Source organism: Neobacillus sp. DY30 (assembly GCF_030123065.1).
Lineage (GTDB): Bacteria > Bacillota > Bacilli > Bacillales > Cytobacillaceae > Neobacillus.
Map to the genome: position 1 here is coordinate 3309797 of NZ_CP126093.1, position 25066 is coordinate 3334862.

Sequence of the window (25066 nt, forward strand, 5' to 3'; positions counted from 1 at the left end):
GGTTATTTCGTTAGGCAGCTTGTTGGGCCTGAACTCGGTACTGTACTGGGCTCAGGCCTTTTAATTTTGCCTTAATTCGTTTGTGATTGTAGTAATCTATATATTTTTCTAGTTCTTGTTTGAAATGGTCGACACTTTCAAATTCTTTTAGATACAGAAATTCTGATTTCAAAATCCCGAAGAAATTTTCTATAACGGCGTTGTCGTAACAGTTTCCTTTACGGGACATACTTTGCGTAATACCTCGCTCGTTTAGGGAATGTTGGTATTTTTTCATCTGGTAGTGCCAACCTTGATCTGAATGAATAAGTAGTTTATTGCCGTCGGTTAACCGTTCAAAGGCTTGATATAACATCCTTGAGACAAGTGAATAGGTCGGTCTTGATCCAATTGTATATGTAATAATTTCTCCATTATATAGGTCCAATATCGGGGATAAATATAGCTTCTCTCCAAATAATTTAAACTCTGTAATGTCTGTAACCCATTTCTCATTTGGTTCTTCAGCTTTGAAGTTGCGATTTAAAATATTTGGTGCAATTTTACCTACTTTACCTTTATAAGAGCGATATTTTTTCATTCTGACGAGACATTTTAGACCTAGTTCTTTCATGATACGCTGTACTTTTTTGTGATTTACTTTGTGTCCACGATTTCTAAGTTCATCACGAATACGGCGGTAGCCAAAACGGCCTTCATGTTCGTCATAAATGGATTGAATCAATCCCTTCAGCTCTGCATCTGTATCAGGACGCCCCATGTTTTTCACCCAATAATAATACGTACTACGGGGGATATCTGCGAGTTGTAAAAGTGCTTTCACCGGAAATTCATGCCTTAATTCAAAGACTACTTGCGCTTTGTCTTTTTTGGTGATTTTTCCTTGTTTTGAACTAAGGCATTCAACTTTTTTAAATATGCATTCTCCATACGTAAACGTTCTAATTCCATTTGGAGTGCTTCCATTGACCCTTCCGCTGGTACTTGTTTATTGGATGTTTTTTGATTCTCATTTTACATAAATGGACGTCCCTCTTTCTTTATTTGTAGGGCATCCAATCCTTCTGATTCATAAGCGATTTTCCATTTTAAAAGTGTTGAAGGTGATGGAATATTAAAGATCGCTGCTGTTTCCCTGATAGACGTCCCTTGCTCGTTCATATAATTGAGTACGTCTAGTTTATACTGTTGAGGATAGGATGTATACCGTTTTTCAAAGGCATCTTCACCAAAAAGATTATATTGTTTGATCCACTGAAGGAGTACACTATGATCTACACCGATTGAACGAGCAATTGTTTTCACTCCATCATTACCATTTAGATATTCTTTTACTGATTGTATTTTTTGCTCTGTCGAAAATTTCGCCATTAAAAAATGCACCTCGAATTGTTAGAGTGTGTCTAACAATTCGGGTGCACTTCAAAAAAAGGTGTTTTTTCCTTTACATGGGTGATACCCCGGAAGGGAAACTTATACAAGAGTAAAATCAATCAAGTGGATTTTTTTCGAATTCCGAGATTAAATTACCTATGTTCGGGGTATTTCATGTATATCAATTTCTATTTTTATTATAATAATGGAAATTTTTATGAAGAAATTGGTGCAAAATAGTATTAAATGGGTATAAACATAAATTATACTATTATCAGATTGCATCATGCATAGGGGGATAAAATGGAACTTTCATTGTTATTAGAGTATGGATGGGTTTTACTTATTTTAATTTTGTTAGAAGGCTTATTATCTGCGGATAATGCTTTGGTGTTAGCAATTATGGCAAAGCATTTGCCTCCAGACCAGCAAAAGAAGGCGATAAATATTGGTTTAATGCTTGCCTTCATCTTTAGGATTGGTGCGATCTTTATCATTTCGTTCTTGTTTCATGTTTGGTGGATTCAAGCAATCGGTGCTGCGTATTTAATCTTCATCGCATTAAAACACTTGCTTAAAAAAGACCATGGCGATAGAGACAAAGCAGGTAAGAGCTACCGGGCTACTGTCGCTCAAATCGCGTTAGCTGATATCGCCTTTGCTGTAGATTCCATTTTAGCAGCAGTTGCTCTCGTTATTGCACTACCGGGCACGCCAATGGGTGAAATTGGCGGAATGGATGGCGCGCAATTTATCGTCATCTTACTCGGTGCAATCGCTGGCTTAATCGTCATTCGGTTTGCAGCCGGTTTCTTTGTTAAAATCCTGACACAAAGACCAGCTCTTGAAACAGCGGCGATGTTACTAGTTGGCTGGGTTGGAGTTAAGCTATTAATGCATACTCTTGCTCACCCAGCACTGCACATTATTCCGCATGATTTTGTAGAAGGACCGATTTGGAATACCATCTTTTGGTCGGTTATGCTTTTAATTGCTTTAGGCGGATGGTTCTTATCAGGAAAAAAAACACAACACTCAACTTAATTTACGTCAATTAGAAAATGGCTTGGAATCATACCAAGCCATTTTCCATGGAAAATTGGGAGGGAAAATCGTAATAATGAATAGAAAGGATGAAAATATGAATTTTTCCTTCGATCATTTAGTCTGGTTTAACCATAATCCTGAAAACGCAATACATTCGCTTTCAGGACAGGGTATCCATGTGGTGCAGGGCGGCCGTCATGAATCATGGGGAACCTACAATACACTCAGTTATTTTGGTTTAAGCTATATTGAATTTTTGGGAATTGAGAAAATAGAGATAGCTGAACAACACAAAGAAAATCGATTAATTACACAAATTGTTCAGCAGCTCAATAAAGAAAATAGGGAAGGTCCTGCTAAAATTGCCATTCGAACCAATCAAATAAATGAATTGGCGATAAAGCTGAAACAAGACGGGTTTACCGTATACGGTCCGCTTCCTGGACAACGAGTTACTGCGGCTGGTGAAGTGATCGGCTGGTCACTACTATTCATCGAGGATCATCCTAATCAGCTATCACTTCCTTTTTTCATCCAATGGGAGAAAAGTGATAAACAAAGATTAGCTGCGTTTGAGGAACAAGGAATGTTAGGCAGGCATAGCGGCACAAATTCGCAATTTAAAAGTGTCGGTTTTGTTGTAAGGGATTTAGATGAAACGATAAGAACTTGGGGAAAACTCTTAAATCTAACCCCGTGTAAAGAGTTCTGGGACGAAGCCTTACATGCACGGTGTCAAACATTAGAATTACCTGGAACTGATCTCATGTTTTGCACACCACTTGGAGAAGGAACAACAGAAAAGGTCTTACATGAAAGAGGGGAAACACCTTTTCTTGTAAACCTGTCTGAAACAAACCAAAGCAAATTTATTGAAATCATGAATGGCTATTGGCGTTTTCGGTAGTCAGACTATTCTTAATTAATAGAGGGACGTTTACATGACAAAGACAAAATTAATTTTAGTAGAGGGACTGCCTGGTTCGGGAAAGTCGACAACTGCGGAAATGACACATGAGCTTTTAAAAGAATGGAATGTCGATACAAAGTTGTTTCTTGAGGAAAATGTGGAACATCCAGCAGATTATGAGGGACGCTCTTATTTCTCAAAAAATGAATTTGAGCAGTTTTTGGAACAATATAGTGAAGCAAAGCCCATATTATTAAAACATTCACTCGAACGCTGTGATGGATTTGTATTGCCGCAAAATAAGCTAAGACAAGACCTTGGTGAATTCAAAGTTCGTGATTCCTTTTGGGATCACATTTGGAATCATGATGTCTATGAACTGCCGTTAGAAAAGAACATAGAGCTAATAACGGATAAATGGAAAAGGTTTGTCGACCAGGCGTTATCGGGAAATGAGACGTATATTTTTGAATGCTGCTTTATTCAAAATCCTGTAACCATCAGTATGATCAAATATGGTGCCTCTCAGGATGTCGTCATGAATTATGTAACGCAATTAGCTCATATTATTGAGCCGTTAAACCCCGTTTTACTTTATGTAGAACAACAAGATTTGTCTCGATCCTTTAAAAAAGCTGTTCAAGAACGTCCAAAAGAGTGGTCAACTGGTTTTATGGATTACTATAATAACCAAGGCTACGGGAAAATGCATGGTGCTCAAGGAATCGATGGAACCATTGCAGTCTTAGAAGCAAGATATCAAGTAGAAACGGTTATTTTCAATTCACTCAAAATGGTGAAACATAGAATTGATAATTCAAAGTTTGACAAATCCCTTCACGCAAGCCAAATCAAGGAAAAGTTCTTGAATTCGGTAATAATGTAAAAATGTAAGGCTTGAAATCAGAGTGTGCACATTGCCTCTGATTTTTTTATCGTATTTTACTTATTTTGTTGGATTTACGACAAAGACAATAACACTTTTATCTAAATCAAAATCCCAGTCGACAAAAACATCAATGATTTGTGTATCCAGTATTCCTTCAAAGTGGTTATTGTTATGAAGCAGTCCTTTTTCGAGTGTCCGTTTTGCCAGTTTAAGTTGTTCCTGCATACCTTGTCTGATTAATTGCTTTTCAATTCTGACCAATATTCCATTTCGGATAACCAGAATGGACCGGTGATTTAGTTTGCAAGCATAAATTTCTTCAGGTTTCTTTTCTGATTCTTCACTTAAATTCATAATCTCACGAATAAGTTCTGCTTTCCCTGTAAACTCTTCATTAATAGGTACATCGATACTCGTTGAATCACTGCAAATTCCTGTGAACATCGCCGACTTGTTATGTAATCCCCAGTCATAGTAGAATTCTCTTATTTCCATTCCGGTAACAAATTTTATATAGGCTTTCATTTCAGGAATTAATGTCTGCATTACTAAATCTCGAGTTTTTTGCACACTTTCATCTTGGTTTTGATTCATAAGTACCCTTTCTGTTGGGGAAAGGAAATTACGAATATAAACGATCATAAAGGTTTTACCTAATGTAACATGTACGGCTTCAGGACCTTTCCCAAAATAATCGCGCAGGGTTTTACTTATATAACTGCTTAACTCGGCAGTTTTTTTGTAAATGGGTGTTTCCATTTTAATGGACTCCTTTCAACTAGGTATGTTTACCTTAGTGTACCCTTTTTACTGGAAATAATTAGCATGGTTTGTTGTTCGAAATAAAAATATAATGTAGGTAGGTGAAGGGACAGAAAGCCATTCGCTTTGAGGAGTAGGATATGTTTTCAAGCTTGGGCAACAAAGTTTTAATAGACACATATTTTAATGCAGTAAGATTAAAGTTAGACGAAGACTTTATTCAATTGTTAGAAGAAGAAATTGATCGGAGAGGGATACAATTAGATACGGTAGAAAGAATGGTTAAGCCATAGCTTTTTACAAAAGATATTTTGAACCTTCTTCAATGGTAATTGAAATGTAATAGAAACAGCAGCGATTGGCTTCTTGCTCTTCACTTCTTTCATAGAAATCGTACCAATTAAATTATAAGACTACTAATATTATTTACATAAGCTAGGCCATCAGCCTAGCTTTTTTCTTATAGATATTTTGACTAAGTGGTTTTTTTCCCTTATATAACTTTCAATAGTTTTGTATAATTTTATATAATAAGGAACTTTAATTTTGGGACAGTAATGATATTTTGGGAAAATGGAGTGTTTGTATTGTTAACTATACGTAACGTGACAATGAATGATTTACCTGATCTTGTCATCATTGAACACATTTGCTTTCCACAAGAAGAAGCAGCTACGGAAAAAGCGTTTAAACAGCGTATTCAATTAATACCAGATAGTTTCTTTGTGGCAGAAGAGTGTGGAGTGATTGTGGGTTTAGTCAATGGACCAGTAATTGATAAGGAATTTATTACAGATGATTTATTTGAAGAAATAAAGCCGAACCCTCCTTCCGGTGGTCACCAAACTGTCTTAGGAGTAGCGGTAACTCCTCATTTCCAAACCAGAGGAGTGGCAACAGCTTTACTAACACATCTTGAAAAAGATGCAATGTCAAAAAATCGTGAGAGCATTACACTTACTTGCAAAGAAGAACTAATACGCTTCTATGAAAACTTAGGATACCAAAATAAAGGTGTTTCGAAATCGGAACACGGCGGGGTAATGTGGTACAACATGAATAAAAAATTAAAGGGAATTCAACCCTCTAAATAAAAAAAGCTTGATGTTTAAACTTCTTCAAAAAGGAAAATAGTGGTGAATGTAATAAGAGTCCTAGCAACAGGGGAGTGATATAGATGTACGAATTAAAGACAAAAGAAACAGACAATAGTGTGATTGAATTTATCGAACAGGTCGACAGCCCGAAAAAACGGGAAGATGCCTATAAATTATTAGATATTTTTACAGAGACCACTGGTTATGAAGCAAAAATGTGGGGACCAAGTATTATTGGTTTTGGATCTTATCATTACAAATATGAATCTGGTCACGAAGGAGATGCTCCTCTCGTTGGTTTTTCGCCGAGAAAAGCAAAAATCAGCTTGTATTTTGCACCAGGTGAAACAAAGCGGGAAGAATTATTAAAACAATTTGGAAAACACACCACAGGGAAAGCGTGTGTGTACATTAATAAAGTAGCGGATATTGATATTGAAGTTTTAAAAGCATTAATTAATGAATCTGTTTCCTTTTTGCAAGCAATGTATCTGGCTAAATAATCCGTGCGAGGCCCTTAATAAAAAGTATAAGGGCCTCTAATTTTATACCGTTATGGCAGCAATCCTGCTATACCTAGTAATGATAAAACAATTTCAAAAAGGATCAGTATTACAATGATCCATTCAACAAATAGTCCACGAATCGAATGAGAGATGGTTGAAAAGCCATCCATGATGTTATAGAGGATTTCTGTTTTGCTTTTCAAGATTTTGTAGCGATCATTCAGTTCGAAAAACTCAAGCATTTTATCGTAAAATTCACCGGCTGTACTGCTTGTCCAAGTGATATCAGGCTTATCTAGAATCATAATATAAGCAAGAGTATTATACTCATGTCGAACAATTTTTGCTGTCGTTCTTGCCAGTTCTTTATTTCCGATTCGCAATTTTCCTTTTTCTAACCGATCAATCATCGTTTCTAATTTATCATTAATTTTCCCCAGCTGTTCCTCAGTCTTTTCCAAAGCTACGGACTTTGCCAGCACAGTAGAAATCAACTCGGGGTAGTATCTTTCATATTCAGGAACGACCACATATTCGTCTGTTAACTCAATGCTTTCGGTTTCTTTAATATGCAAATTGTAATCATCGGTGTATCGGTCTGCGTCTTTAACATCAATGTCTGGCTCAAAGGAGTGGAGGTAGTTCAACAAAGCAGTAACCTCATTCGGAGTTGAGTGATTAATGAAGACAATGCTGCCGAAGGAAAATACTAGAACCATTTGTGATTCTTCCACATCTTTATGGAGGATTGATTTTAATATTTCACCCCTTAGAATTAATGGCTCCTCCCAGGTAAATTTCTTGGGGATTCCGCAATGAACGGCGATTTTGTTCAGGTCAATTTCATTGGTAATTGCAAAGGCTTTAAAGGTTAGATCTCTCATATCCACCACTCATTTCAAATATTTTTGCTGCTTGTCTATAATAGTATATGAACCCATTAGGCAAAATAATGAAGGATTAATGACATGAGCGAGAATTTAATTAAAATTTTCTCCGCTGTAGATGGGAAAAGGGATGTAATACTTTCTCCTTTGTGTTGAATACTAAAAATAAAAAGGAGAGATAAGAATGGAAAATGAAAAAGATTATGTAGCTGCTGACCTGTCTTCAAACTTAATTAATGAAATCAAATCATTAGAAGAAAAATTAAGTCAGCAAGCCAATAAAGAAGTAGTGGTAATTGCATACGAAAAAGAAGAATAAAATAGCAAAAAGAGCCGATATCACCGGCTCTTACCTTTATTTTGCAAATACATGATTTCCAATTGTCTTTACTGTTTCGCGAGTCGTAATCCAAGTATCGGTTGCGATTTCTGGGTTATAAAAATATACGCTACCGTTTAAACGATCTTGTCGTGTTAAAGCTTCTTCAACTGCTCGAATTGCATCTTCTGAAGCGGGTTTATTGATTGCACCATTTTGTACGGGTGAGAAGGCATAAGCGTTACCAACGACTTCATGAATAACATCATTCACTGTGTTTGGAAAATCAGGTGAATCCACTCGATTTAATACCACTATCGCAACAGCTACTTTTCCTTCGTAAGATTCTCCTTTTGCTTCTGCTTCCACTAATCTTGCAAATAAGTCTTTCTCTTCATTGGATAAAGAAACGGCAGGTGTTGCTGGCGCAGCTGCTGTTTCCGAAGTGACCACTTCAGATTCATCTGCTTGTGGCTCGGAACTAATTGGGGTTGCAGCCTCCGGTTCAGCTGTTTGTTCATCTGCTTGTGGCTCGGAATTGGCTGTTGCTGCAGCCTCCGGTTCAGCAGAAGGTACTTCTACTAAATCCGGTTTATTAAGAATGAATTCTTTTTCTCCATTATATTGATTATCTTCTTGTTTCATTTCGTACATGATCGGACCATAGGCTTGTCCAATTTCAGCAAGGCTGTCTACTTTTACCATTTGGTATTTCGTAATCGCTTCAGCTGTCGGATTGTGTATACCAATGAATGCTAAAGTAGCTACACAAGCTACTGTAACTTTTTTTAAATAAGTGTTTTTCATGTGTGCTACCTCCTGATGTCTTGTATGTCTATAACACTAACATGGATAAGCACACGTTATACAGAACGAGAAAGTTACATTTCTTTAATGTTTGATGAACAACATTACAGTAGAGATGTGAATGTGACATTATACCCATAGGTTTGTCATAATCAAACCAATTTTACGGAATAGAGGAATATTTTGCATGAAAATAGATGGATACAGAAAATATTTCTGCAATCAAATATTTCGGGAATGAAAATAAATGGTAATTATGCTACTATTACACTATTATAGTTGATTAATATAATTGGAGATGGATTTACGTGCTTATTTGGAAGCGTAACTTATGGGTACTATGGATAGGAGTTTTCTTCGTATCAGCAAGTTTTTCCATGGTTATCCCATTTTTGCCTATTTTTTTGCTTGAAATTGGTGTACATGATCATACGGAAGTCTGGGCTGGTTTGTTATTTAGTGCAGCATTTTTCGCAGGTGCGATTGCTTCACCGTTTTGGGGAAGGGTCGCAGATAAATATGGAAGAAAGCCGTTGTTAATCCGAGCTGGCTTTGTTTTGTTTGTTGTCTATACATTAACAGCTTTTGTTACAAATCCGTATCAGCTATTAGGATTGCGAATTATGCAGGGGTTGTTAAGTGGATTTATTCCCGGAGCGATCGCCTTAGTTGGAACCAACACACCTAGCAATAAAGTGGGATACGCACTTTCGATGATATCCTCCGCTTCTGCTTCAGGTGGTATTGTTGGACCTCTTTTAGGAGGGGGGATTGCCTCATTGGTCGGAAATCGCGTGGCATTCGGAAGTGCTGGAATGTTCTCGCTAATTTCTACATTACTCGTAATCTTTTTCGTAATCGAGGAAAACTTCGTTCCCAGTAAAGAAAAAGGGTCAATTAAGAATGATTTCCGACTGGCACTCTCCAACCGTTCATTGATGACGGTTCTTGGATTAACCAGTCTTACAACTGCTTCCATAATGACGATAGAACCGGTACTTCCTTTATATATAGTGGAACTTGGTGGTTCTTCTCAGCATGCATCATTACTTGCGGGTATTGTTTTTTCCCTGCCTGGTATCGCAAGTGTAATTTTTGCCCCCATGTGGGGAAAATGGGCGGATAAGGTTGGTTTTCAAAAAATTCTATTTATCGGATTAATGGGTGGAGGAATCGGGACCATCGCCCAAATTGTTTTCAGTAATATTTGGGGGTTCTCCATTACCCGATTCATTTTTGGTGTCTTTTTCTGCGCCGTTTTCCCAGCGTTAAATGGACTAGTCGTAAGGTCAACACAAAGCGATTTTCGCGGGCGGGCGTTTGGTTTACACCAAACCTCTAATCAAATTGGCGGGATGATTGGACCTATTATAGGTGGAATTCTTGGCGGCATTTTTCCAGTACAAACTGTGTTTGTTGTGACAGGTATCTTACTTCTAGCAGCCACCGGTATGGCTTATTGGCATTCAAATGACCCAAATCGAAAACTTAAAACGAATGTTACATGAACTGTTAGAAAGGATAAAAATAAAATGTGAGACCACCAACAATAATTCCTGTTACCGCTCCAAAAAATACTTCTGTTGGTTGATGACCTAATAATTCTTTTAATTTTTCTCTAGACTCCCGTTTCTTTAAATTTGGGTCTTTTAGAGTTTCTATCAGAATATTAAAATCGGCTAAAAGCGTATTTAGTATTACCGCGTGGTACCCTGCATGCCTGCGAACTCCCATCGCATCATGCATAACGATCACAGCTACTACAAGGCAAATAGCAAACGCATTTGATTGTAATCCGGTCATTAATCCAATTGCTGTGGTTAATGAAACAATCATCGCAGTATGTGAACTAGGCATACCGCCTGTGCTAAACATTAATTTCCATTTCAATTCTTTCGAAGCCAGAAAGTGAATCGGTACTTTTACGAATTGTGCGATGAACATGCCCATAAAAGCAGCTACTATCGGACAGGATAAGAACATAATAACCTCCTTAGATGATCATCTATGTATTTATATTACCAATATATAACCTCTATTAATACGCATGAAACATGAAGAACGTGAAAGAATTATGATTCATTTACCACTTATTTAAAACAAAGAAGTAAGAGTGTTATTTTTCACTCTTACTTCTTTTATGTTATGAACTTTAAGCTAATGATTCTATCGTTTCAATTAATCGATTAAGTGCTTCGCGATCATCGGAGCCTGATGCTTCTAAACTAATTTCTGCATTGTTTGGTATGGCTAGGGATAAAACGCCCATTATCGATTTACAATTCACTTTATGCCCATTATACGTTAGGTAGATATCTGACTCAAATTGAGATGTCACCTGAACCAATTGGTTAATTGCGCGACTGTCTAACCCGGCCTTTCGTTTCAGTTGAATCGTCTTTAGTACCATTGAGGGATCCTCCTTACTATTCAAGTTAAATCACACTCTTTTATGTATGAGAGATTAAATACAAATATGATTTATTTAATCATTTAAGCTCATCTTTTACCCGATTGTACGTAACATTTTTTTACAACAGCACCAAAAATGAAAAAACAGTCACTCCTTATTTGGAATGACTGTTATGAGCGTTCTATTTAAATTCCTAGAAGTTCCGCTAATTTCTCTTGGTTAAACCCAAACACAACTTCTGAACCATTCTCATTCTCCACTACAGTAGCTGGTGTGGCAGAAGCACCTAATTCCACAATTTCATCTAGGTATTTAGGGTTCTCTCTGATATTTTTTTCTTCAAACTCAATACCATTATCCTTTAACCATAACTTCTCAGCTGTACATGGACCACAGCTTTCTTGTGTGTAAATAACTACCTTACGCATAGTACATTCCTCCTTCATTTCATTTTATTACAATTAATAAGAAAAGTCCCATCACTTGATTTTATAAATTTTACTTGTCATAGTACTTATCCATTTAAGGTTCATATAATCGATTGCCTAACATACATATACAATAAGATGACAAGCAGTTATCAAGGAAAATTCATGAAAAGGAGATAAGTACAAGGGGATGGAGTTCTTACAAGAAATCATCGCGAATTATGGTTCATTTTTATCATTAGACGCCTTGGGAGATGTATTAACAGATCCTGCTAGTTGGGGAATCATTGGTACCTTGGTCATTCTAGAAGGTCTATTATCGGCTGATAATGCGTTAGTACTTGCTGTTTTGGTCAAGCACTTGCCAGAAAAACAACGAAAGAAAGCACTTTTCTATGGAATAATAGGAGCATATCTATTTCGGGTGATTGCGATTGGAATTGGTGTTACGATAATTAATATTGGCTGGATAAAGATTGTTGGCGGTCACTATCTCCTTTGGCTGGTCCTCCAACACTTTGTAAACAAAAGAGATGGAGAGGAAGAAATCCAAACCAAACGTGTAAGTTTTTGGAGCACCGTCTTAACCGTAGAACTTATGGATATTGCGTTTAGTATCGATAGCGTTATCGCGGCGTTTGGGGTATCGAATCAGGTCTGGGTGTTGTTCTTAGGAGGAATTCTTGGAATTTTAATGATGCGTGGTGTTGCACAATTATTCTTAGCTCTAATTGAAAGAATACCTGAGTTTGAAACCACTGCATTCGTATTAATTGGAATGATTGGATTAAGAATGATTGGTGCAGCTTTTGGCCTGCAAATGCAGGAAGTGATCTTCTTTAGTTTATTAGTAGGAATCTTCATAGGAACATTCTTCGTACATTTTTTAAAAGGAAAACTGGTAACAAAATAGAAAACTTTAAGAGACCTGCTTATTGGTCTCTTTTTGATTAAGTTAAAATTTTCAACTAATTAAAAATAAGTTACTATTAAATTGTAGTAATATTGTTGTTTTACAAGGGGGAAGATTTATGCGTGAAGAGGGATACATAGCGGTAACAGGCGGGAGAGTCTGGTATCAACAATTCAATAAAGATTCTGAAGCTACTCCCGTCATCATTTTACACGGTGGACCAGGGTCTTCTAGTTATTCATTAGAAGGTTTACAAGCGCTTGAAAAAGATAGACCAGTTATATTGTACGATCAATTAGGCTGCGGCAGGTCAGATCGTCCAAGTGACACTTCTTTATGGCAGCTTGATCGTTTTGTTGAAGAATTAGCACTGGTACGAGAAGCTTTAAGATTGGATGAAGTACATATTTTAGGTCATTCATGGGGTACAACACTGGCAGCCGCCTATTGTTTAACAAAGCCTCTTGGAGTGAAGAGTGTTATTTTTTCAAGTCCATGTCTAAGTGCGCCGCGTTGGAAACAAGATCAAATGGAGAATCTTAGAAAGCTTCCAATTGAAATACAGGATACCATCAGGAGATGTGAAGAAGAGGGAATGACCGATTCCGAAGAATTTAAGGCAGCTATTAAAGAATTTAATAAAGAATTTGTTTGTAGAGTGCAGGGTGAACCAGACCCGGAGTGGGTTAAAAAGGGAGCTGGCTTTCGAAATCCTGAAATTTACAACATTATGTGGGGTCCATCTGAATTCAGTGTAAAAGGAAATTTAAAATATTTTGATTGTACCCCTCGACTCCATGAAATAAGTTGTCCAACACTTTTTACATGTGGACGATATGATGAGGCAACACCTGAATCCACTGAATACTTCAGCAGTCTTGTACCAAATGGGAAATTTCATGTTTACGAAAACAGTGCTCATTTGGCCTATTACGAAGAAAAAGATAAGTTTTTACAAGTAGTAGGAGACTTCCTAAAAGCAATTGACAGAGAGTGATTATTTAACCAGCCTATAGTAAAAGGCGGGTTTTTAATTTATGAATTCGTATTTTGGGATTGATTTAAATTAAGTGCAGTTTGAGCAGCTTTTAGGTCAACATTAAGTTGCTCTGAAAGATTATTCGGATGATAGTAGCCTTTATCTACCATATATTTTGAAATTTGCTCGTGTGTATCTACAGCATCCATAAGATATTGCTTTAATGCATCTCTTACTTCAGGGGTAGAGGTTTCTGTTAAAGCCAACGCAATATTTTTTACCCCTGACTTTGCAGCGATTAAAAAATCTGTTGCAATAACTTGGTCCGTCATTCCACCCATACCTACCATGTTTTGTACCATTCCATTCATGAATGTTCACCTCTGTTTGTCATAAATTCCTGAATACGTTGAATTTGCCCTGTTGTTTTCGTAACATCTTGCTGTAAGATACTTTTAAGTTGTGGGTCCTGGACAAGCGCACTCATGGTAGATGATTTCGTTAAACAAAGGTTTTTAAACGTTAATAATTCATGTAATTCATATGTCTCATGTGGTGCTAAATAGTGTGTGTTCACTGGATATCCTCCTTGGAATGGTATTTGCCACACAAAAAATAGTTTGACCTGATATAACAAATAAATGGGAGGGAATAAGTGGTTTTTTAAAGCGTTCAAGCGTGGAAAATCTTGTTTTTAATACACTTGGATTAATAGTAAATATGAAGGGAAACTATATTTAAAAATCGAACTGGGGGATACTGAATGCAGGAGACCAAAACACGAAAGCAAGAAATTATAGATGCATTTCATTTTCGCTATGCAACCAAACGGTTTAATGCTGCTAAAAAAATCAAAGAAGAAGATTTTCACTTCATCCTGGAAACCGGTAGATTGTCGCCTAGCTCAATCGGATTAGAACCTTGGAGATTTCTAATTGTCCAAAATCCTGATTTACGTGAAAAAATAAGAGAGGTATCGTGGGGAGCACAAGGCCAACTGCCAACTGCTAGTCATTTTGTTGTCATACTTGCAAGCAAGAATGTAAGATATGATTCCGAATATGTGATTGAACATTTAAAGAACGTTAAGCACTTTCCCGAAGAAATTCTCGGGGGCTTATTAGAAAGAATGAAAAGTTTTCAAGAATTTGATTTACCCATGTTAAATAGTGAGCGTGCGCTTTTGGATTGGAGCTGCAGGCAAACCTATATAGCATTAGCGAACATGATGACTGCTGCTGCATTAATTGGTATAGATTCCTGTCCTATAGAAGGATTTGACTATCAGGCAGTAAATGAGGTCCTCCAACATGAAGGTTTATTACAAGATGAAAATTGGTGTGCTTCCGTAATGGTTGCATTTGGTTACCGAGAAGAAGACCCACACCGTCCTAAAACAAGAAAAACTATCGATGAAGTTGTGCAATGGGTAAAATGAATACATAACCCTTAGTCAACACCGTTGTTATCTAAAGTATTAAGGAATAATAAAGGCTGTCTAAAATTTGACGACAGCCTGAAAAATTCACCATTATGGTATTTTTAAGTTCAAAGTCTATTTACTAACGATTACTCCTTCATTTCATCCTGATCTTTAGCTTCGATTCCATGTTCATTTTCATCCGAAAGCTGTTCTAATGCGTTGAAAAAACGAGCTAATGCCTCGGTTTCTTCATCCTTTTCATGTGAAACATCGGAATTTTGTAACGGAGCTTGGAATACGTCTGCCTCTTGAATAATAGATGGATCATAATATACAAATTCAGCTCGCTGGCTATCATCGAAATTCTGTCTTTTTAACGGCTTGTCCTCGACATGAACGTCTGAAGATTTATCCTTATGACGCTTCTTCTTTTCAAACTTCTTATCCTCGACTTTAGATTTATCCTTATGTTTCTTTTTTTCGACCTGCTTATCCTCGCTATAAGATTTATCCTTATGATGCTTCTTTTTTTCGAACTGCTTGTCCTCAACATAGAAGTCTGAAGATTCATCCTTATGGTGCTTCTTTATATGTTTTCCTTTAGGTGACATTCTTTTACACTCCTTAATTCTTTTTGGTTTTTCAATGGTGTAAATAATGGAACATAATTTGAATTGTTTCACTATTGGCACCTTTAAATTAAAATTTCCATTATCAGCATATGCATTTGGTTATTAAAATTCCTGCACTATTCGTCCAAAATTAAACAATAATAAGGCTATAAAAGAAAAATATGGTTTCATTCGATATTATATTAACTGTATAATTTCGGAGGGATATATAATTGAATAAAAATCTGACTTATTGAGGATTTGCAAAACCATTCAAAAAAAGCAATGTAAATTGTGAAAGAAGGCTGAATGTATTGAAAGTAATTGCTGTTATGCTTGGAGGTTTTTTTGGAGCGATAACTAGATATGGGTTTGGAGAATGGATTCAAACAGAAAATGGATTTCCTCTAGGAACCTTATTAATAAACCTCATAGGTTGTTTTTTCCTTGGATGGTTTCTTACGTTCATCACGATTAGAAAAAAGATAAAAGCGGAATTAACTTTATTAATTGGAACGGGCTTTGCAGGGTCATTTACCACTTTTTCTACTTTCTCTCTAGAAACAATTCTTTTATTTCAAAAAGGACAAGGTGTTTATGCTGTCTTTTATATTTTAACTAGTATTATTTTTGGTTTAATGATGGCGTACTTCGGCTTAAAACTGGCATCGATAAATGGGCGAAAAGGAGAATCAATTTGATTTGGTTAATTGGTATAGGAGGATCTATAGGCGCAGCATGTAGATATTTATTGGGCGATTTTATTAAAAAAAAGAAACCTGGACATTTCCCATTGGGAACATGGGTCATAAATATTACTGGATCCTTACTCTTAGGGATTCTTTATAAGCTTCATATAACAAACGAAATAAGTGATTGGGTGTGGCTTTTTGGGGGAATTGGTTTTTGCGGGGCCTATACCACTTTCTCGACGTTCGGTTATGAAACCATTACCTTAATGCAATCGAATAAAAAAATTTTAGCAGGTCTATATGTTTTAACTTCGTTAATCGTTAGTATTATAACTGCTGCTATCGGTTTTACCATTTAGCACCTACGCAAAATCTAAATATATTGATGATTAAATTGAAAAAAAGAATGCAAAATAAGAGGGGAAGATACTGATTATATAGGAGGATTTAAATGTCTAAGAAAAACTATACCCCATCTCCAGAAGTCGATCAAAAGCAATTACTTAATGATAAAGTAGAAAATGCCCGAAAAAACAATTTTGAAGATGATCATACTCGAAGAGTAACACCAAATGGCGGTCAGGGACAGTAAGTATGGTGCACGATGAACCCCGTGATTATATAACCATTAAGGACGATGATGGAAACCTTAAGGATTTCGCAGTTGAAGCGTTGTTCGAGATGGAAGGTAAATCGTATGCCCTTTTGGCAGCAGAAGATGAAACCATGGTGATGCAGGTTGAGGGAGAAGAAGGAAACCAATATTTGGTTGGAATTTCCGATCCAATCGAAAGCCAATCCATTTTGGATGCATACCAAATTGCTGTGGAGGAAGCTCCAGCAGAATAACTAAATGATTACATAATCATGTTATGTTAATTAGAAAAACGAAAGCCAGTCGTATCTGACTGGCTTATTTGCGGTTATTGGTCATTTAATTCATAAATATTTATTTTACGTGCTGAATATAATTCATCGACATACTTATTTTTCTTGAAAGTAGGTATATGCAGATGAAGTGTAAAATACATCGGTGTAATTGCAGAAAGGTCTGGTCGATTCAAAACCGAAAATTAAAAAATACTGCCCAATCTATTCTTCTTATTGGTGAGTGGTTTGCTGAATTAAAACCCGAAAGGAGTTGTGAGCCGAAAGGTTTTGTCGCAACGAAGAGGAGTGAGCACATAATCTTAAATCCACCAAACAAATATATGGAAAAATTTATAATTATTGATAAACTTATTTATGATAAGAAAAACGTCAATTTCAATATAAAAAACGGAAAATGTTTATTTTTTGCTGAGGATGGCATTTGTTATATCCTTAAAGAGGTAAAAGACCCTTAACAATGAATTTACCTTGCAAAAAGCAAGGTGATTTTTTTGTATTATTTACAAGTTTAATTTCGGTCTAGTAACTGAAAATAAGGAAGGGCAATAATAGATATTAGTATGGGGGTACATAATGATGAATAAGAAATATGCACCATTATTTGAAACAATGACATTTAAGAATGGAATACAATTAAAAAACCGAATTGTAATGGCACCAATGACCAATTGGTCTTCCAATCCTGATGGAACTGTTTCGGAGGCAGAGGTAAAGTATTATGCAAGACGCTCTAATGGGGCAGGGATGGTTATTACCGCTTGCACATACGTTACAGCAAATGGCAAAGGATTTCACGGAGAATTTGGCGGGGATCGGGATGAATTAATACCAAGCTTACGACAACTTGCAACAGCAATTAAAGAGCAAGGAGCCATCGCGATCTTACAAATGTTCCACGGTGGGAGGCAGGTGCCGCCTGAATTGATACCGGATGGTGATGTCGTTAGCGCCAGTAACATACCGGCAGAAGGGAATGGGAAGCCAGAACCACGGGAGTTATCCGATCAAGAAATTCGTTCCATTATCCGCGACTTTGGTGAAACAACACGACGTGCGATAGAAGCGGGATATGATGGAGTTGAGATTCATGGCGCCAACGGCTATCTCATTCAGCAGTTTTTCTCTCCTCATTCTAACCGTCGTGAAGACAAATGGGGGGGCAGTCTAGAAAAACGTTTAACCTTTCCTATGGCTGTTGTGGATGAAGTAAAGAGAGTAGTGTCTGAAAACGCTAAGAGACCGTTTATTGTAGGATATCGCTTTTCACCGGAAGAGGCTGAAACTCCTGGGATTACAATGGCAGATACTCTTGTTTTAATAGATGAACTAGCTAAAAAAGACCTTGATTATCTTCACGTTTCTTTACAAGAATTTTGGTCAAAACCAAGAAGGGGTGTGGACGATACACGATCACGGATAGAAATCATACAAGAACGAGTAGGAAATAGAGTTCCTGTGATTGGGGTTGGTTCCATTTATAATCCAGATGATGCTTTAAAAGCTTTCCAAACAGGGGTGCCGCTCATTGCCCTAGGACGTGAATTGATTATTGATCCTGATTGGGTACAAAAAGTATTAGATGGTAAGGAAAATGAAATCATTACTGAGATTAATAAGAATAATCAGGAACAGCTTGTGATTCCAGACCCGCTGTGGCAGGCGATTATTCACACACCAGGTTGGTTTCCAGGCATCCATTAATGGAAAAAGAGTTCATCCTCGGGTTGGGATGAACTCTTTATTGCTTATACTCAGCGTTATATGAATTTTCGCCGCAATGAACAGATAAAAGCGTATCAGCATAGCCTACCAGTCGATTAACAATTTCATCTCCAAGAGCATAAACAAGTTGATGCTGTTCGCTTTTATGCAGGCAAGGATCATCAAAAATAATTGTGGTATTAATAAAAATCTGTTTTGTATCATACAGGTTATAATGAATAATGGTTTTTCCTGCCGCCCCGCCAGTTACCGGGTCAGTATAACTGGGGAGAAAAATATACCATTCCTCTGCTGTTGGTGACCGAAAATTTTTCGTAAACTTCATTCCTCTTATTTCATATTTAATTTTTTCTTTCAAGCTTTCATCCATTACCTCTACAATATTATCTTCCAAGGTTATTCCTCCTTCGCTACTAGCATACCCAATTAAAAGAAGTGACTATCCATTAAACCATCATTCGAAAAAGTAGTTACATAAATATCCATTTTGCTATAATGGTAGAAGTGAATTTTTTCTTTATAAAAAATTTGAAAAGATCAACAACACCACCAGGAGGAACAAAATGAACAAGAATAAGTATGTGTTTATAGGGCTTGTGATTACGACACTTATTTCAGCTCTTGATACAAATATCATGCAAACAGCTAGTCCAACTATAGTCAATCAACTTGGTGGTTTGGAATTGTTTTCATGGATATTTGTTGTTTATATGTTAGCAAGTACGATAACCGTTCCTCTTTACGGGAAACTATCGGATATGTATGGCCGAAAAAAACTATTAATGATGGCGGTCGTTTTGTTTACCATCGGATCGATTCTTTGCGGTTTAGCTAATTCAATGGTCACTCTTATTATTTTCCGAGGAATACAAGGATTAGGTGCCGGTGGAATGATCCCACTATCCATGATTATAGTGGGGGACTTATTTACGATTGAAAAACGCGGGAAAATCCAAGCCGTCTTTAGCGCTATCTGGGCGATATCTTCAATCATTGGACCTATATTAGGATCCTTCTTTGTGGAAGCGTTGAGCTGGAGATGGATATTCTTTATTAATATCCCAATTGGTATTGCAACGGTTCTTTGCCTGATACCATACAAAGAAGCAGCAGTATACAAAAAGACGTATATTGATTATAAAGGTTTTTTCCTTTTTGGATGTTCTATAACACTTTTATTGCTATCAACCAGCTTGAGCAATCCTTTCTGGTATGTCGTAAGTGGTGTTATAGGATTAGTGCTATTTGTATTTGTAGAAAGAAAAGAGGAGTATCCATTTCTTCCTGTTACCTTATTAAAAAATAAAGGGTTGCAATCGACGAATCTTTTTATGTTAATTTATTGCCTATCTTTTTATGGAACATCCAACTTTATTCCATTATATTTGCAGGAAGGCAGTCAAATGAGTATATATAAAAGTGGGTTGATCCTGTTAAGTATCGCACTTGGCTGGATGTTTGGGAGTACCCCTGCAGGAAAATGGATTATCCGTTTTGGCTATAAGGTTTTATTTATGATTGGCAGTATTGTGACAACACTTTCAGGGTTGCTGCTCTATTTATTCATTCAAGATTTATCCTATCTTGGTTTGTTCATCATCTTAACCATTCAGGGTTTTTGCTTTGGTTTATTATTTGCCCTTGGAACCATTTCCTCACAGGAATTTGCGGAATCCACTATTAAAGGGATGTCTACTTCTCTTCAGATATTTTTACGAAATATCGGAACGTCTATAGGTGTAACTATTATGGGAGTGATCATTAACCATAGCGTTACACTCACCATAGGGATAAAAAATGTCTTTCTTTATGCTCTCATTTTGAGTTTCATTACTATTTTTCTTAGTTTACGAATCCCTCAAAAAACATCGCCTGGTGGAGAGTCAGCTTGATTGGAGTAAGGTTTATCGTGTTTTGAAATAAAATACTTAAGGAGATAAATAATAGACTTAGTGTTATCCAATAACACTAAACTTCAATGTGGAGGGATATACTTTGAATATACTTTTTAGCTTATTAAGATCCTTAATCCTTCTAGGGATTCGGTTAACTTACTTACTTAATAATGTTCAAGGTACATTGAACTTTCTTATAAGGAAACCAGTAAGACTAAGCCCAGTGTATTCGTAAAGTAGCATCATTTCGCATTGCAGGAACAGAAGGTGAGCATAACACTATGCTTGCCTTTTTATTATAGAAAAAAGTAGTTCGCAAAATGTAAGCGCTTTTATAATTAACAAAATAATTAAAATAGTCAAAAAACATTGACTCTGTCGCTTTACAGTGATAATCTTATTTATAATTTAAAACGAATTGATGACGAGAACAGTAGGTTAAGCACCTTGTCCAAAGAGAGTCGACATTTGCTGAGAGTCGATGGCAGGGCTTATCTGAAGATCATCTCTGAGATGTACAGCTGAAAATTAAAAGTAAGCTATACCGGAATAATCCACCGTTACATGGAACACGTATCATGACAGATACGTTAATCGAGAGCCGCAGTCTGGTGATTTGCTGCGGAAGTAGGGTGGTATCGCGAGTTAAACTCGTCCCTATACAAGGGGCGGGTTTTTTGTTGTTTTCAAATAACATGCCATAAAAGGCGATAGGTTTCATCAAGCAAAAGAGGAGGAAAGTGAAATGAATCAACAATTAGATCAAAAAGAAAAAACTGTACATGTAGAGGATATCATTATTGCCAGCCACACTATTAAGGATGTGATTTCGCCAACTCCTCTGCAGTATAATCACTTATTATCAGAGCGGTATAACTGTCATATTTATTTAAAAAGGGAGGACATGCAAAGTGTTCGATCCTTTAAAATCCGTGGTGCGTATAATCGCATTAAAAGGCTATCACCAGAAGAATTGGAAAATGGTATTATTTGTGCAAGTGCCGGAAATCACGCACAAGGGGTTGCATATTCTTGCAATCACTTAAAAATTAACGGAAAAGTTTTTATGCCGAGTACTACTCCGAAGCAAAAGGTGAATCAAGTAAAATTTTGGGGTAAGGAACATGTGGAGATTGTTTTAGTAGGAGATACATTTGACGATGCATATGAAAAGGCGATGGAATGCAGTCAATCAGAAAATAGAACGTTTATCCATCCATTTGATGACCCAGATGTGATTGCCGGTCAAGGTACTGTTGCAGTCGAGGTGCTGAATGATTGTCCTGATAAAATTGATTACCTATTTGGAGCGATTGGTGGAGGCGGCCTTTTATCTGGTGTTGGTACCTATATGAAGCATATTTCACCCGATACGCAATTAATTGGTGTAGAACCCCAAGGAGCAGCCGGGATGAAGGAGTCTATTTTTAATGGAGAAGTAACCTCTCTAAAAGAAATTGACCCATTTGTCGATGGGGCAGCAGTCAAGACTGTCGGTTCGATGACGTTTGAGATTTGTAAAGAGGTCGTTGATAAAATTGTAGTCGTTCCTGAAGGAAAAGTCTGCACTACACTTTTATCCCTCTACAACGAAAATGCAATTGTTGTTGAACCAACCGGTGCACTCTCGATTGCGGCACTCGACCAATTTACAGATGAAATTAAAGGCAAAACGGTTGTCTGTATCGTAAGTGGCGGAAACAACGATATCGGCCGAATGCAGGAAATCAAAGAGCGTTCGAAGTTATATGAGGGACTGCAGCATTACTTTATTGTACAATTCCCACAACGCCCAGGGGCATTGCGCGAATTTTTAGATGATGTCTTGGGGCCAAATGACGATATCAGTCATTTTGAATATACGAAAAAGAACAACCGTGAAACGGGTCCAGCCTTAGTGGGAATTGAACTGAAGTGTAAAGACGATTACTTCCCGCTAATGGAACGTATTAAGGCAAAGGGATTTGTTTACCGTGAAGTAAATAAAGACAGTACCCTGTTCCAAATGCTAGTTTAGAACCATTTTAAGAGCCCAGTTTTTGGGCTTTTTTTGCGTGGAAAATCTAATGGATAACAATTTTACCACTAGAAATGATTTTTCCTTTATAATGGTTTCAAGATGAAAATAAGGTAAGGTGGGGGCTACGTGTCGAAAACAATTTATACAAATGGGATTATCTATACCCTCGATGCTAACCAGTCAGTGGCTGAGTCTGTGGTCATAGAGAATGGCAGGATTATAGATTTAGGTTCACATCACGAGATGAGTCTACAATGGGGAAGAGCTGGTGTAAAAGTAATCGACTTACAAGGAAAAATGGTTACTCCAGGTCTAATAGACAGCCACTTACACATGTCAGGTGTGGCATTTAATTTCTTAGATTTAGATTTAACAGGTGTCACATCTAAATCCGAAATGCTCAATAAAATAAAGGAAAAAGCAGCTGCCGTTCCTCCCGGTAAATGGCTGATTGGAATGGGCTGGGATGAGAATCTTTTTACAGAAGGATCGATTCCAACGATTGAGGAATTAGATTACGTTGCTCCACATTGTCCGATTTACCTAAAAAGGATTTGCTATCATGCCTTTTTAGTTAATAGCAAAGCACTAGAAATGAGTCACTATCATCCATCCATTGAGGTCCCGCAAGGCGGAAGGGTGGTTTTGGATTCACATTCAAAAAAACCGACAGGGCTTCTGCTGGAGTCTGCTTCGCAATTAATTACCAAACATATCCCGGATAAAACATACGATGAGTTAAAAAGCGGGTTAGGTCAAGCCATGAAATTTGCAGTAAAAAAAGGCTTAACCAGCGTGCATACAAATGACCCGGCTTATTTAGGCGGTCTGGAACAAACTTATCAAATGTATGATGAATTACTGAATCATGAACAACAAGGACTACGCTGCAACCTTTTGATTGATTATCCCTATCTCCCTGCCTTAAGGGAAAGAGGGATGTTTGCTGGTTTTGGCAGCGAAAAGCTGCAAATCGGCGCGATTAAAATATTTGCAGATGGTGCATTTGGAAGAAGAACTGCTTTACTTTCGAAGCCTTATCATGATGAACCAGGTCAATTTGGAGAAGCGATGCAAACGGAAGAAGTTCTTTTTAACATTGTAAAGGACGCCCGTGCGCAATCTATGCCTATAGCTGTTCATACAATAGGAGATCAGGCATTGGAGAATGTTCTTAATATTTTAGACCAATTTCCAAAAGTGAACTATCGTGATCGGATCATTCATACCTCCCTCGTTAGGGAAGATTTACTAGCACGATTAGCAGACCCGAGTATCGTGGCCGATATTCAACCTAGGTTTGTTGTTGGGGATTATCCATGGGTACTCGAACGGATTGGCAAGGAAAGGGAACCCTATTTATATGCATGGAAATCCTTACTATCTAAAGGGGTTATTTGTGCCGGAGGGTCAGATGCACCGGTTGAACCTGTTGACCCATTACTTGGGATTCATGCTGCGGTTACACGCAAAACGCCAGGTAAGAATGAGTGCTGGAATGAGAATCAAAAACTCTCTATGCTTGAAGCCGTTAAGCTATTTAGCGTTGGCGGGGCTTATGCCACAAATGAAGAAGCAATAAAGGGTACCATTTCCAGAGGAAAGCTAGCGGATATGACGGTATATTCTAAGAATCTCTTTGAATTGGACAATCCTGATGAACTATTAAATACAAAAATCGAAATGACCATTATTGATGGCGAAATACAAGAAGTATAATAGAAAGGAGCATCGCAAATGGATGCTCCTTTCTTATTTAGCAAATTTGTATCAGGGAATGATTGGATGGGTATTTAAAATATTGTCTGACCGTTAATGAGATTCCCTTGGCAATCATAATGGCCATTGTATAAATAAGATTTAGATCTGTACATAACAGTGAATTTTTTAATGAAGGATCATTCTCTAGGACCACACCTGTTATACTGCAGTTCCCAATTGGGGGAAGTGTATTGCCTAACCCGCTGCCCGGTACCACCGGTCCGTCCTTGACCACGATAGAATTTAGGAATTTTTCGCTGCCTAAAACACTATCAATTGCGAGAACAAAACTATTTTTGCGCAAGTTGAGCTGACTTAGTTCAGGAACAAGAGACGTCGCATCAAGCGGGGCACGCAGGTTTCCAAGAACGGTTAAGTGATTAGGAAAATTGTTGTTTAACAGACTTCCAACAAAAGGACCAAGGCTATCACCATTAATCCGGCTAGAGCCGATGCCAATCACATAAATATGTTCAATACCATCTGGTATAAGAGAATAAAGCGCCTGGCGAATAAAGAGAGGTGCTAATCTATTATTATAGGGAATAACTATATTCGGTCTAGATTGTAAACTACTACTAACAGTGCTGCTACCCATGCTTTAACACCTCACCATTGTTTATATTGTCAAAAAATTCTTCACTCCTAATTAAAAATCCTTCTATTCTCGAAAAAATTATCAAACTGAAATTTTCCGAAAAGTCAACGTGCGATTCATAA

At 37.2% G+C, this 25066-nt stretch carries 31 protein-coding genes, 1 pseudogene and 1 other annotated feature; of the genes and pseudogenes, 19 read left to right on the plus strand and 13 right to left on the minus strand.

Annotated elements, in window-relative coordinates:
- Positions 1-10: 10 nt before the first annotated feature.
- Positions 11-1371, minus strand: a pseudogene (locus tag QNH29_RS16030) (IS3 family transposase).
- Positions 1372-1677: 306 nt separating this feature from the next.
- Here QNH29_RS16030 and QNH29_RS16035 point away from each other — a divergent pair.
- The 3 genes from QNH29_RS16035 (at position 1678) to QNH29_RS16045 (ending at position 4217) form a co-directional block, all read left to right on the plus strand.
- Entirely contained in the window at positions 1678-2418 is a 741-nt protein-coding gene (locus QNH29_RS16035) for a TerC family protein (protein WP_283860387.1), read from the plus strand.
- 76 nt (positions 2419-2494) lie between these two features.
- Positions 2495-3328, plus strand: coding sequence for a VOC family protein (locus QNH29_RS16040; protein WP_283860388.1), 834 nt, complete (start codon positions 2495-2497; stop codon positions 3326-3328).
- Between the two features lie 34 nt (positions 3329-3362).
- Complete coding sequence (locus QNH29_RS16045; RefSeq protein ID WP_283860389.1) at positions 3363-4217, plus strand: P-loop NTPase family protein; 855 nt, start codon at positions 3363-3365, stop codon at positions 4215-4217.
- Positions 4218-4277: 60 nt separating this feature from the next.
- Here the strand turns inward: QNH29_RS16045 and QNH29_RS16050 are convergent, their stop codons facing one another.
- The gene (locus QNH29_RS16050) at positions 4278-4979 is read right to left on the minus strand and encodes a Na-translocating system protein MpsC family protein (RefSeq protein WP_283860390.1); all 702 of its coding nucleotides are present in this window, start codon (positions 4977-4979) and stop codon (positions 4278-4280) included.
- Positions 4980-5122: 143 nt separating this feature from the next.
- On the opposite strand from QNH29_RS16050, the gene sda reads away from it, so the two are divergent.
- From sda to QNH29_RS16065, 3 genes are all read left to right on the plus strand, one after another.
- Positions 5123-5275, plus strand: coding sequence for a sporulation histidine kinase inhibitor Sda (sda, locus tag QNH29_RS16055; RefSeq protein ID WP_283860391.1), 153 nt, complete (start codon positions 5123-5125; stop codon positions 5273-5275).
- 294 nt (positions 5276-5569) lie between these two features.
- Positions 5570-6076 carry a GNAT family N-acetyltransferase gene (locus tag QNH29_RS16060; RefSeq protein ID WP_283860392.1) on the plus strand — a complete coding sequence of 169 codons (507 nt, stop codon included), beginning with the start codon at positions 5570-5572 and terminating at the stop codon, positions 6074-6076.
- Positions 6077-6159: 83 nt separating this feature from the next.
- On the plus strand, positions 6160-6582 hold the full coding sequence (locus QNH29_RS16065) for a DUF1801 domain-containing protein (protein WP_283860393.1): 423 nt from the start codon (positions 6160-6162) through the stop codon (positions 6580-6582).
- 50 nt (positions 6583-6632) lie between these two features.
- Here QNH29_RS16065 and QNH29_RS16070 read toward each other — a convergent pair whose 3' ends face one another.
- Positions 6633-7469 (minus strand): RMD1 family protein, encoded by an 837-nt coding sequence (locus tag QNH29_RS16070; RefSeq protein WP_283860394.1) that lies wholly within the window; start codon positions 7467-7469, stop codon positions 6633-6635.
- Between the two features lie 187 nt (positions 7470-7656).
- Between QNH29_RS16070 and QNH29_RS16075 the strand changes: the two genes are divergently transcribed.
- Positions 7657-7791: a hypothetical protein gene (locus QNH29_RS16075; RefSeq protein WP_283860395.1), complete on the plus strand. Its 135-nt coding sequence runs from the start codon at positions 7657-7659 to the stop codon at positions 7789-7791.
- Between the two features lie 36 nt (positions 7792-7827).
- Here the strand turns inward: QNH29_RS16075 and QNH29_RS16080 are convergent, their stop codons facing one another.
- Positions 7828-8598 carry a cell wall hydrolase gene (locus tag QNH29_RS16080; RefSeq protein ID WP_283860396.1) on the minus strand — a complete coding sequence of 257 codons (771 nt, stop codon included), beginning with the start codon at positions 8596-8598 and terminating at the stop codon, positions 7828-7830.
- Between the two features lie 308 nt (positions 8599-8906).
- On the opposite strand from QNH29_RS16080, the gene QNH29_RS16085 reads away from it, so the two are divergent.
- Positions 8907-10106 (plus strand): MFS transporter, encoded by a 1200-nt coding sequence (locus QNH29_RS16085; RefSeq protein WP_283860397.1) that lies wholly within the window; start codon positions 8907-8909, stop codon positions 10104-10106.
- 4 nt (positions 10107-10110) lie between these two features.
- Here QNH29_RS16085 and QNH29_RS16090 read toward each other — a convergent pair whose 3' ends face one another.
- From QNH29_RS16090 to QNH29_RS16100, 3 genes are all read right to left on the minus strand, one after another.
- Positions 10111-10581, minus strand: coding sequence for a divergent PAP2 family protein (locus QNH29_RS16090; protein WP_283860398.1), 471 nt, complete (start codon positions 10579-10581; stop codon positions 10111-10113).
- A 169-nt stretch (positions 10582-10750) separates the two neighbouring features.
- A complete protein-coding gene (locus tag QNH29_RS16095) occupies positions 10751-11008 on the minus strand; it encodes an HPr family phosphocarrier protein (protein ID WP_283860399.1) in 258 nt (85 codons plus the stop codon).
- A gap of 188 nt (positions 11009-11196) precedes the next feature.
- Entirely contained in the window at positions 11197-11439 is a 243-nt protein-coding gene (locus QNH29_RS16100) for a glutaredoxin family protein (protein WP_283860400.1), read from the minus strand.
- Between the two features lie 190 nt (positions 11440-11629).
- Between QNH29_RS16100 and QNH29_RS16105 the strand changes: the two genes are divergently transcribed.
- The gene (locus QNH29_RS16105) at positions 11630-12352 is read left to right on the plus strand and encodes a TerC family protein (protein WP_283860401.1); all 723 of its coding nucleotides are present in this window, start codon (positions 11630-11632) and stop codon (positions 12350-12352) included.
- A 118-nt stretch (positions 12353-12470) separates the two neighbouring features.
- Positions 12471-13349 carry a proline iminopeptidase-family hydrolase gene (locus QNH29_RS16110; RefSeq protein WP_283860402.1) on the plus strand — a complete coding sequence of 293 codons (879 nt, stop codon included), beginning with the start codon at positions 12471-12473 and terminating at the stop codon, positions 13347-13349.
- Between the two features lie 38 nt (positions 13350-13387).
- Here QNH29_RS16110 and QNH29_RS16115 read toward each other — a convergent pair whose 3' ends face one another.
- Both QNH29_RS16115 and QNH29_RS16120 read right to left on the minus strand, forming a co-directional pair.
- Positions 13388-13702 (minus strand): spore coat protein, encoded by a 315-nt coding sequence (locus tag QNH29_RS16115; protein ID WP_283860403.1) that lies wholly within the window; start codon positions 13700-13702, stop codon positions 13388-13390.
- A complete protein-coding gene (locus tag QNH29_RS16120; protein WP_283860404.1) occupies positions 13699-13908 on the minus strand; it encodes a DUF892 family protein in 210 nt (69 codons plus the stop codon). The genes QNH29_RS16115 and QNH29_RS16120 overlap by 4 nt, the downstream gene beginning before the upstream one ends.
- Positions 13909-14094: 186 nt before the next feature.
- Here QNH29_RS16120 and QNH29_RS16125 point away from each other — a divergent pair, with 186 nt between their 5' ends.
- Positions 14095-14769, plus strand: a complete 675-nt coding sequence (locus QNH29_RS16125; protein WP_283860405.1) for a nitroreductase family protein — start codon at positions 14095-14097, stop codon at positions 14767-14769.
- 131 nt (positions 14770-14900) lie between these two features.
- On the opposite strand, the gene QNH29_RS16130 is transcribed toward QNH29_RS16125, so the two are convergent.
- Positions 14901-15365: a hypothetical protein gene (locus QNH29_RS16130; protein ID WP_283860406.1), complete on the minus strand. Its 465-nt coding sequence runs from the start codon at positions 15363-15365 to the stop codon at positions 14901-14903.
- A gap of 314 nt (positions 15366-15679) precedes the next feature.
- On the opposite strand from QNH29_RS16130, the gene crcB (QNH29_RS16135) reads away from it, so the two are divergent.
- The 4 genes from crcB (QNH29_RS16135) (at position 15680) to QNH29_RS16150 (ending at position 16906) form a co-directional block, all read left to right on the plus strand.
- Complete coding sequence (crcB, locus tag QNH29_RS16135; RefSeq protein ID WP_283860407.1) at positions 15680-16066, plus strand: fluoride efflux transporter CrcB; 387 nt, start codon at positions 15680-15682, stop codon at positions 16064-16066.
- Positions 16063-16416 carry a fluoride efflux transporter CrcB gene (gene crcB, locus QNH29_RS16140; protein ID WP_283860408.1) on the plus strand — a complete coding sequence of 118 codons (354 nt, stop codon included), beginning with the start codon at positions 16063-16065 and terminating at the stop codon, positions 16414-16416. The genes crcB (QNH29_RS16135) and crcB (QNH29_RS16140) overlap by 4 nt, the downstream gene beginning before the upstream one ends.
- Before the next feature lie 92 nt (positions 16417-16508).
- Complete coding sequence (locus QNH29_RS16145; protein WP_283860409.1) at positions 16509-16649, plus strand: hypothetical protein; 141 nt, start codon at positions 16509-16511, stop codon at positions 16647-16649.
- A 2-nt stretch (positions 16650-16651) separates the two neighbouring features.
- Positions 16652-16906, plus strand: a complete 255-nt coding sequence (locus QNH29_RS16150) for a DUF1292 domain-containing protein (RefSeq protein ID WP_283860410.1) — start codon at positions 16652-16654, stop codon at positions 16904-16906.
- A 74-nt stretch (positions 16907-16980) separates the two neighbouring features.
- Here QNH29_RS16150 and QNH29_RS16155 read toward each other — a convergent pair whose 3' ends face one another.
- Positions 16981-17121: a hypothetical protein gene (locus QNH29_RS16155; RefSeq protein ID WP_283860411.1), complete on the minus strand. Its 141-nt coding sequence runs from the start codon at positions 17119-17121 to the stop codon at positions 16981-16983.
- A gap of 400 nt (positions 17122-17521) precedes the next feature.
- On the opposite strand from QNH29_RS16155, the gene QNH29_RS16160 reads away from it, so the two are divergent.
- On the plus strand, positions 17522-18649 hold the full coding sequence (locus QNH29_RS16160) for an NADH-dependent flavin oxidoreductase (protein WP_283860412.1): 1128 nt from the start codon (positions 17522-17524) through the stop codon (positions 18647-18649).
- Between the two features lie 37 nt (positions 18650-18686).
- Here QNH29_RS16160 and QNH29_RS16165 read toward each other — a convergent pair whose 3' ends face one another.
- Positions 18687-19040: a hypothetical protein gene (locus tag QNH29_RS16165; RefSeq protein WP_283865655.1), complete on the minus strand. Its 354-nt coding sequence runs from the start codon at positions 19038-19040 to the stop codon at positions 18687-18689.
- 193 nt (positions 19041-19233) lie between these two features.
- On the opposite strand from QNH29_RS16165, the gene QNH29_RS16170 reads away from it, so the two are divergent.
- The 3 genes from QNH29_RS16170 to QNH29_RS16180 all read left to right on the plus strand — a co-directional run bounded on the left by QNH29_RS16170 (position 19234) and on the right by QNH29_RS16180 (position 24304).
- Positions 19234-20562, plus strand: coding sequence for an MDR family MFS transporter (locus QNH29_RS16170; RefSeq protein ID WP_283860413.1), 1329 nt, complete (start codon positions 19234-19236; stop codon positions 20560-20562).
- 415 nt (positions 20563-20977) lie between these two features.
- Positions 20978-21227: a binding site (T-box leader), on the plus strand.
- Between the two features lie 83 nt (positions 21228-21310).
- Positions 21311-22582 carry a threonine ammonia-lyase IlvA gene (gene ilvA / locus QNH29_RS16175; protein WP_283860414.1) on the plus strand — a complete coding sequence of 424 codons (1272 nt, stop codon included), beginning with the start codon at positions 21311-21313 and terminating at the stop codon, positions 22580-22582.
- A 129-nt stretch (positions 22583-22711) separates the two neighbouring features.
- The gene (locus tag QNH29_RS16180) at positions 22712-24304 is read left to right on the plus strand and encodes an amidohydrolase (RefSeq protein ID WP_283860415.1); all 1593 of its coding nucleotides are present in this window, start codon (positions 22712-22714) and stop codon (positions 24302-24304) included.
- A gap of 37 nt (positions 24305-24341) precedes the next feature.
- Here the strand turns inward: QNH29_RS16180 and yyaC are convergent, their stop codons facing one another.
- Entirely contained in the window at positions 24342-24944 is a 603-nt protein-coding gene (gene yyaC / locus QNH29_RS16185) for a spore protease YyaC (RefSeq protein WP_283860416.1), read from the minus strand.
- Positions 24945-25066: the final 122 nt, after the last annotated feature.

Excerpts from the sequence above, each read along its gene's own strand:
- QNH29_RS16035 (WP_283860387.1), top strand. The coding sequence starts at position 1,678 with ATGGAACTTTCATTGTTATTAGAGTATGGATGGGTTTTACTTATTTTA.
- QNH29_RS16040 (WP_283860388.1), top strand. The coding sequence starts at position 2,495 with ATGAATAGAAAGGATGAAAATATGAATTTTTCCTTCGATCATTTAGTC.
- QNH29_RS16045 (WP_283860389.1), top strand. The coding sequence starts at position 3,363 with ATGACAAAGACAAAATTAATTTTAGTAGAGGGACTGCCTGGTTCGGGA.
- QNH29_RS16050 (WP_283860390.1), bottom strand. The coding sequence starts at position 4,979 with ATGGAAACACCCATTTACAAAAAAACTGCCGAGTTAAGCAGTTATATA.
- sda (WP_283860391.1), top strand. The coding sequence starts at position 5,123 with ATGTTTTCAAGCTTGGGCAACAAAGTTTTAATAGACACATATTTTAAT.
- QNH29_RS16065 (WP_283860393.1), top strand. The coding sequence starts at position 6,160 with ATGTACGAATTAAAGACAAAAGAAACAGACAATAGTGTGATTGAATTT.
- QNH29_RS16070 (WP_283860394.1), bottom strand. The coding sequence starts at position 7,469 with ATGAGAGATCTAACCTTTAAAGCCTTTGCAATTACCAATGAAATTGAC.
- QNH29_RS16075 (WP_283860395.1), top strand. The coding sequence starts at position 7,657 with ATGGAAAATGAAAAAGATTATGTAGCTGCTGACCTGTCTTCAAACTTA.
- QNH29_RS16080 (WP_283860396.1), bottom strand. The coding sequence starts at position 8,598 with ATGAAAAACACTTATTTAAAAAAAGTTACAGTAGCTTGTGTAGCTACT.
- QNH29_RS16090 (WP_283860398.1), bottom strand. The coding sequence starts at position 10,581 with ATGTTCTTATCCTGTCCGATAGTAGCTGCTTTTATGGGCATGTTCATC.
- QNH29_RS16095 (WP_283860399.1), bottom strand. The coding sequence starts at position 11,008 with ATGGTACTAAAGACGATTCAACTGAAACGAAAGGCCGGGTTAGACAGT.
- QNH29_RS16100 (WP_283860400.1), bottom strand. The coding sequence starts at position 11,439 with ATGCGTAAGGTAGTTATTTACACACAAGAAAGCTGTGGTCCATGTACA.
- QNH29_RS16105 (WP_283860401.1), top strand. The coding sequence starts at position 11,630 with ATGGAGTTCTTACAAGAAATCATCGCGAATTATGGTTCATTTTTATCA.
- QNH29_RS16110 (WP_283860402.1), top strand. The coding sequence starts at position 12,471 with ATGCGTGAAGAGGGATACATAGCGGTAACAGGCGGGAGAGTCTGGTAT.
- QNH29_RS16115 (WP_283860403.1), bottom strand. The coding sequence starts at position 13,702 with ATGAATGGAATGGTACAAAACATGGTAGGTATGGGTGGAATGACGGAC.
- QNH29_RS16125 (WP_283860405.1), top strand. The coding sequence starts at position 14,095 with ATGCAGGAGACCAAAACACGAAAGCAAGAAATTATAGATGCATTTCAT.
- QNH29_RS16130 (WP_283860406.1), bottom strand. The coding sequence starts at position 15,365 with ATGTCACCTAAAGGAAAACATATAAAGAAGCACCATAAGGATGAATCT.
- QNH29_RS16145 (WP_283860409.1), top strand. The coding sequence starts at position 16,509 with ATGTCTAAGAAAAACTATACCCCATCTCCAGAAGTCGATCAAAAGCAA.
- QNH29_RS16150 (WP_283860410.1), top strand. The coding sequence starts at position 16,652 with ATGGTGCACGATGAACCCCGTGATTATATAACCATTAAGGACGATGAT.
- QNH29_RS16160 (WP_283860412.1), top strand. The coding sequence starts at position 17,522 with ATGATGAATAAGAAATATGCACCATTATTTGAAACAATGACATTTAAG.
- QNH29_RS16165 (WP_283865655.1), bottom strand. The coding sequence starts at position 19,040 with ATGGATGAAAGCTTGAAAGAAAAAATTAAATATGAAATAAGAGGAATG.
- QNH29_RS16170 (WP_283860413.1), top strand. The coding sequence starts at position 19,234 with ATGAACAAGAATAAGTATGTGTTTATAGGGCTTGTGATTACGACACTT.
- ilvA (WP_283860414.1), top strand. The coding sequence starts at position 21,311 with ATGAATCAACAATTAGATCAAAAAGAAAAAACTGTACATGTAGAGGAT.
- yyaC (WP_283860416.1), bottom strand. The coding sequence starts at position 24,944 with ATGGGTAGCAGCACTGTTAGTAGTAGTTTACAATCTAGACCGAATATA.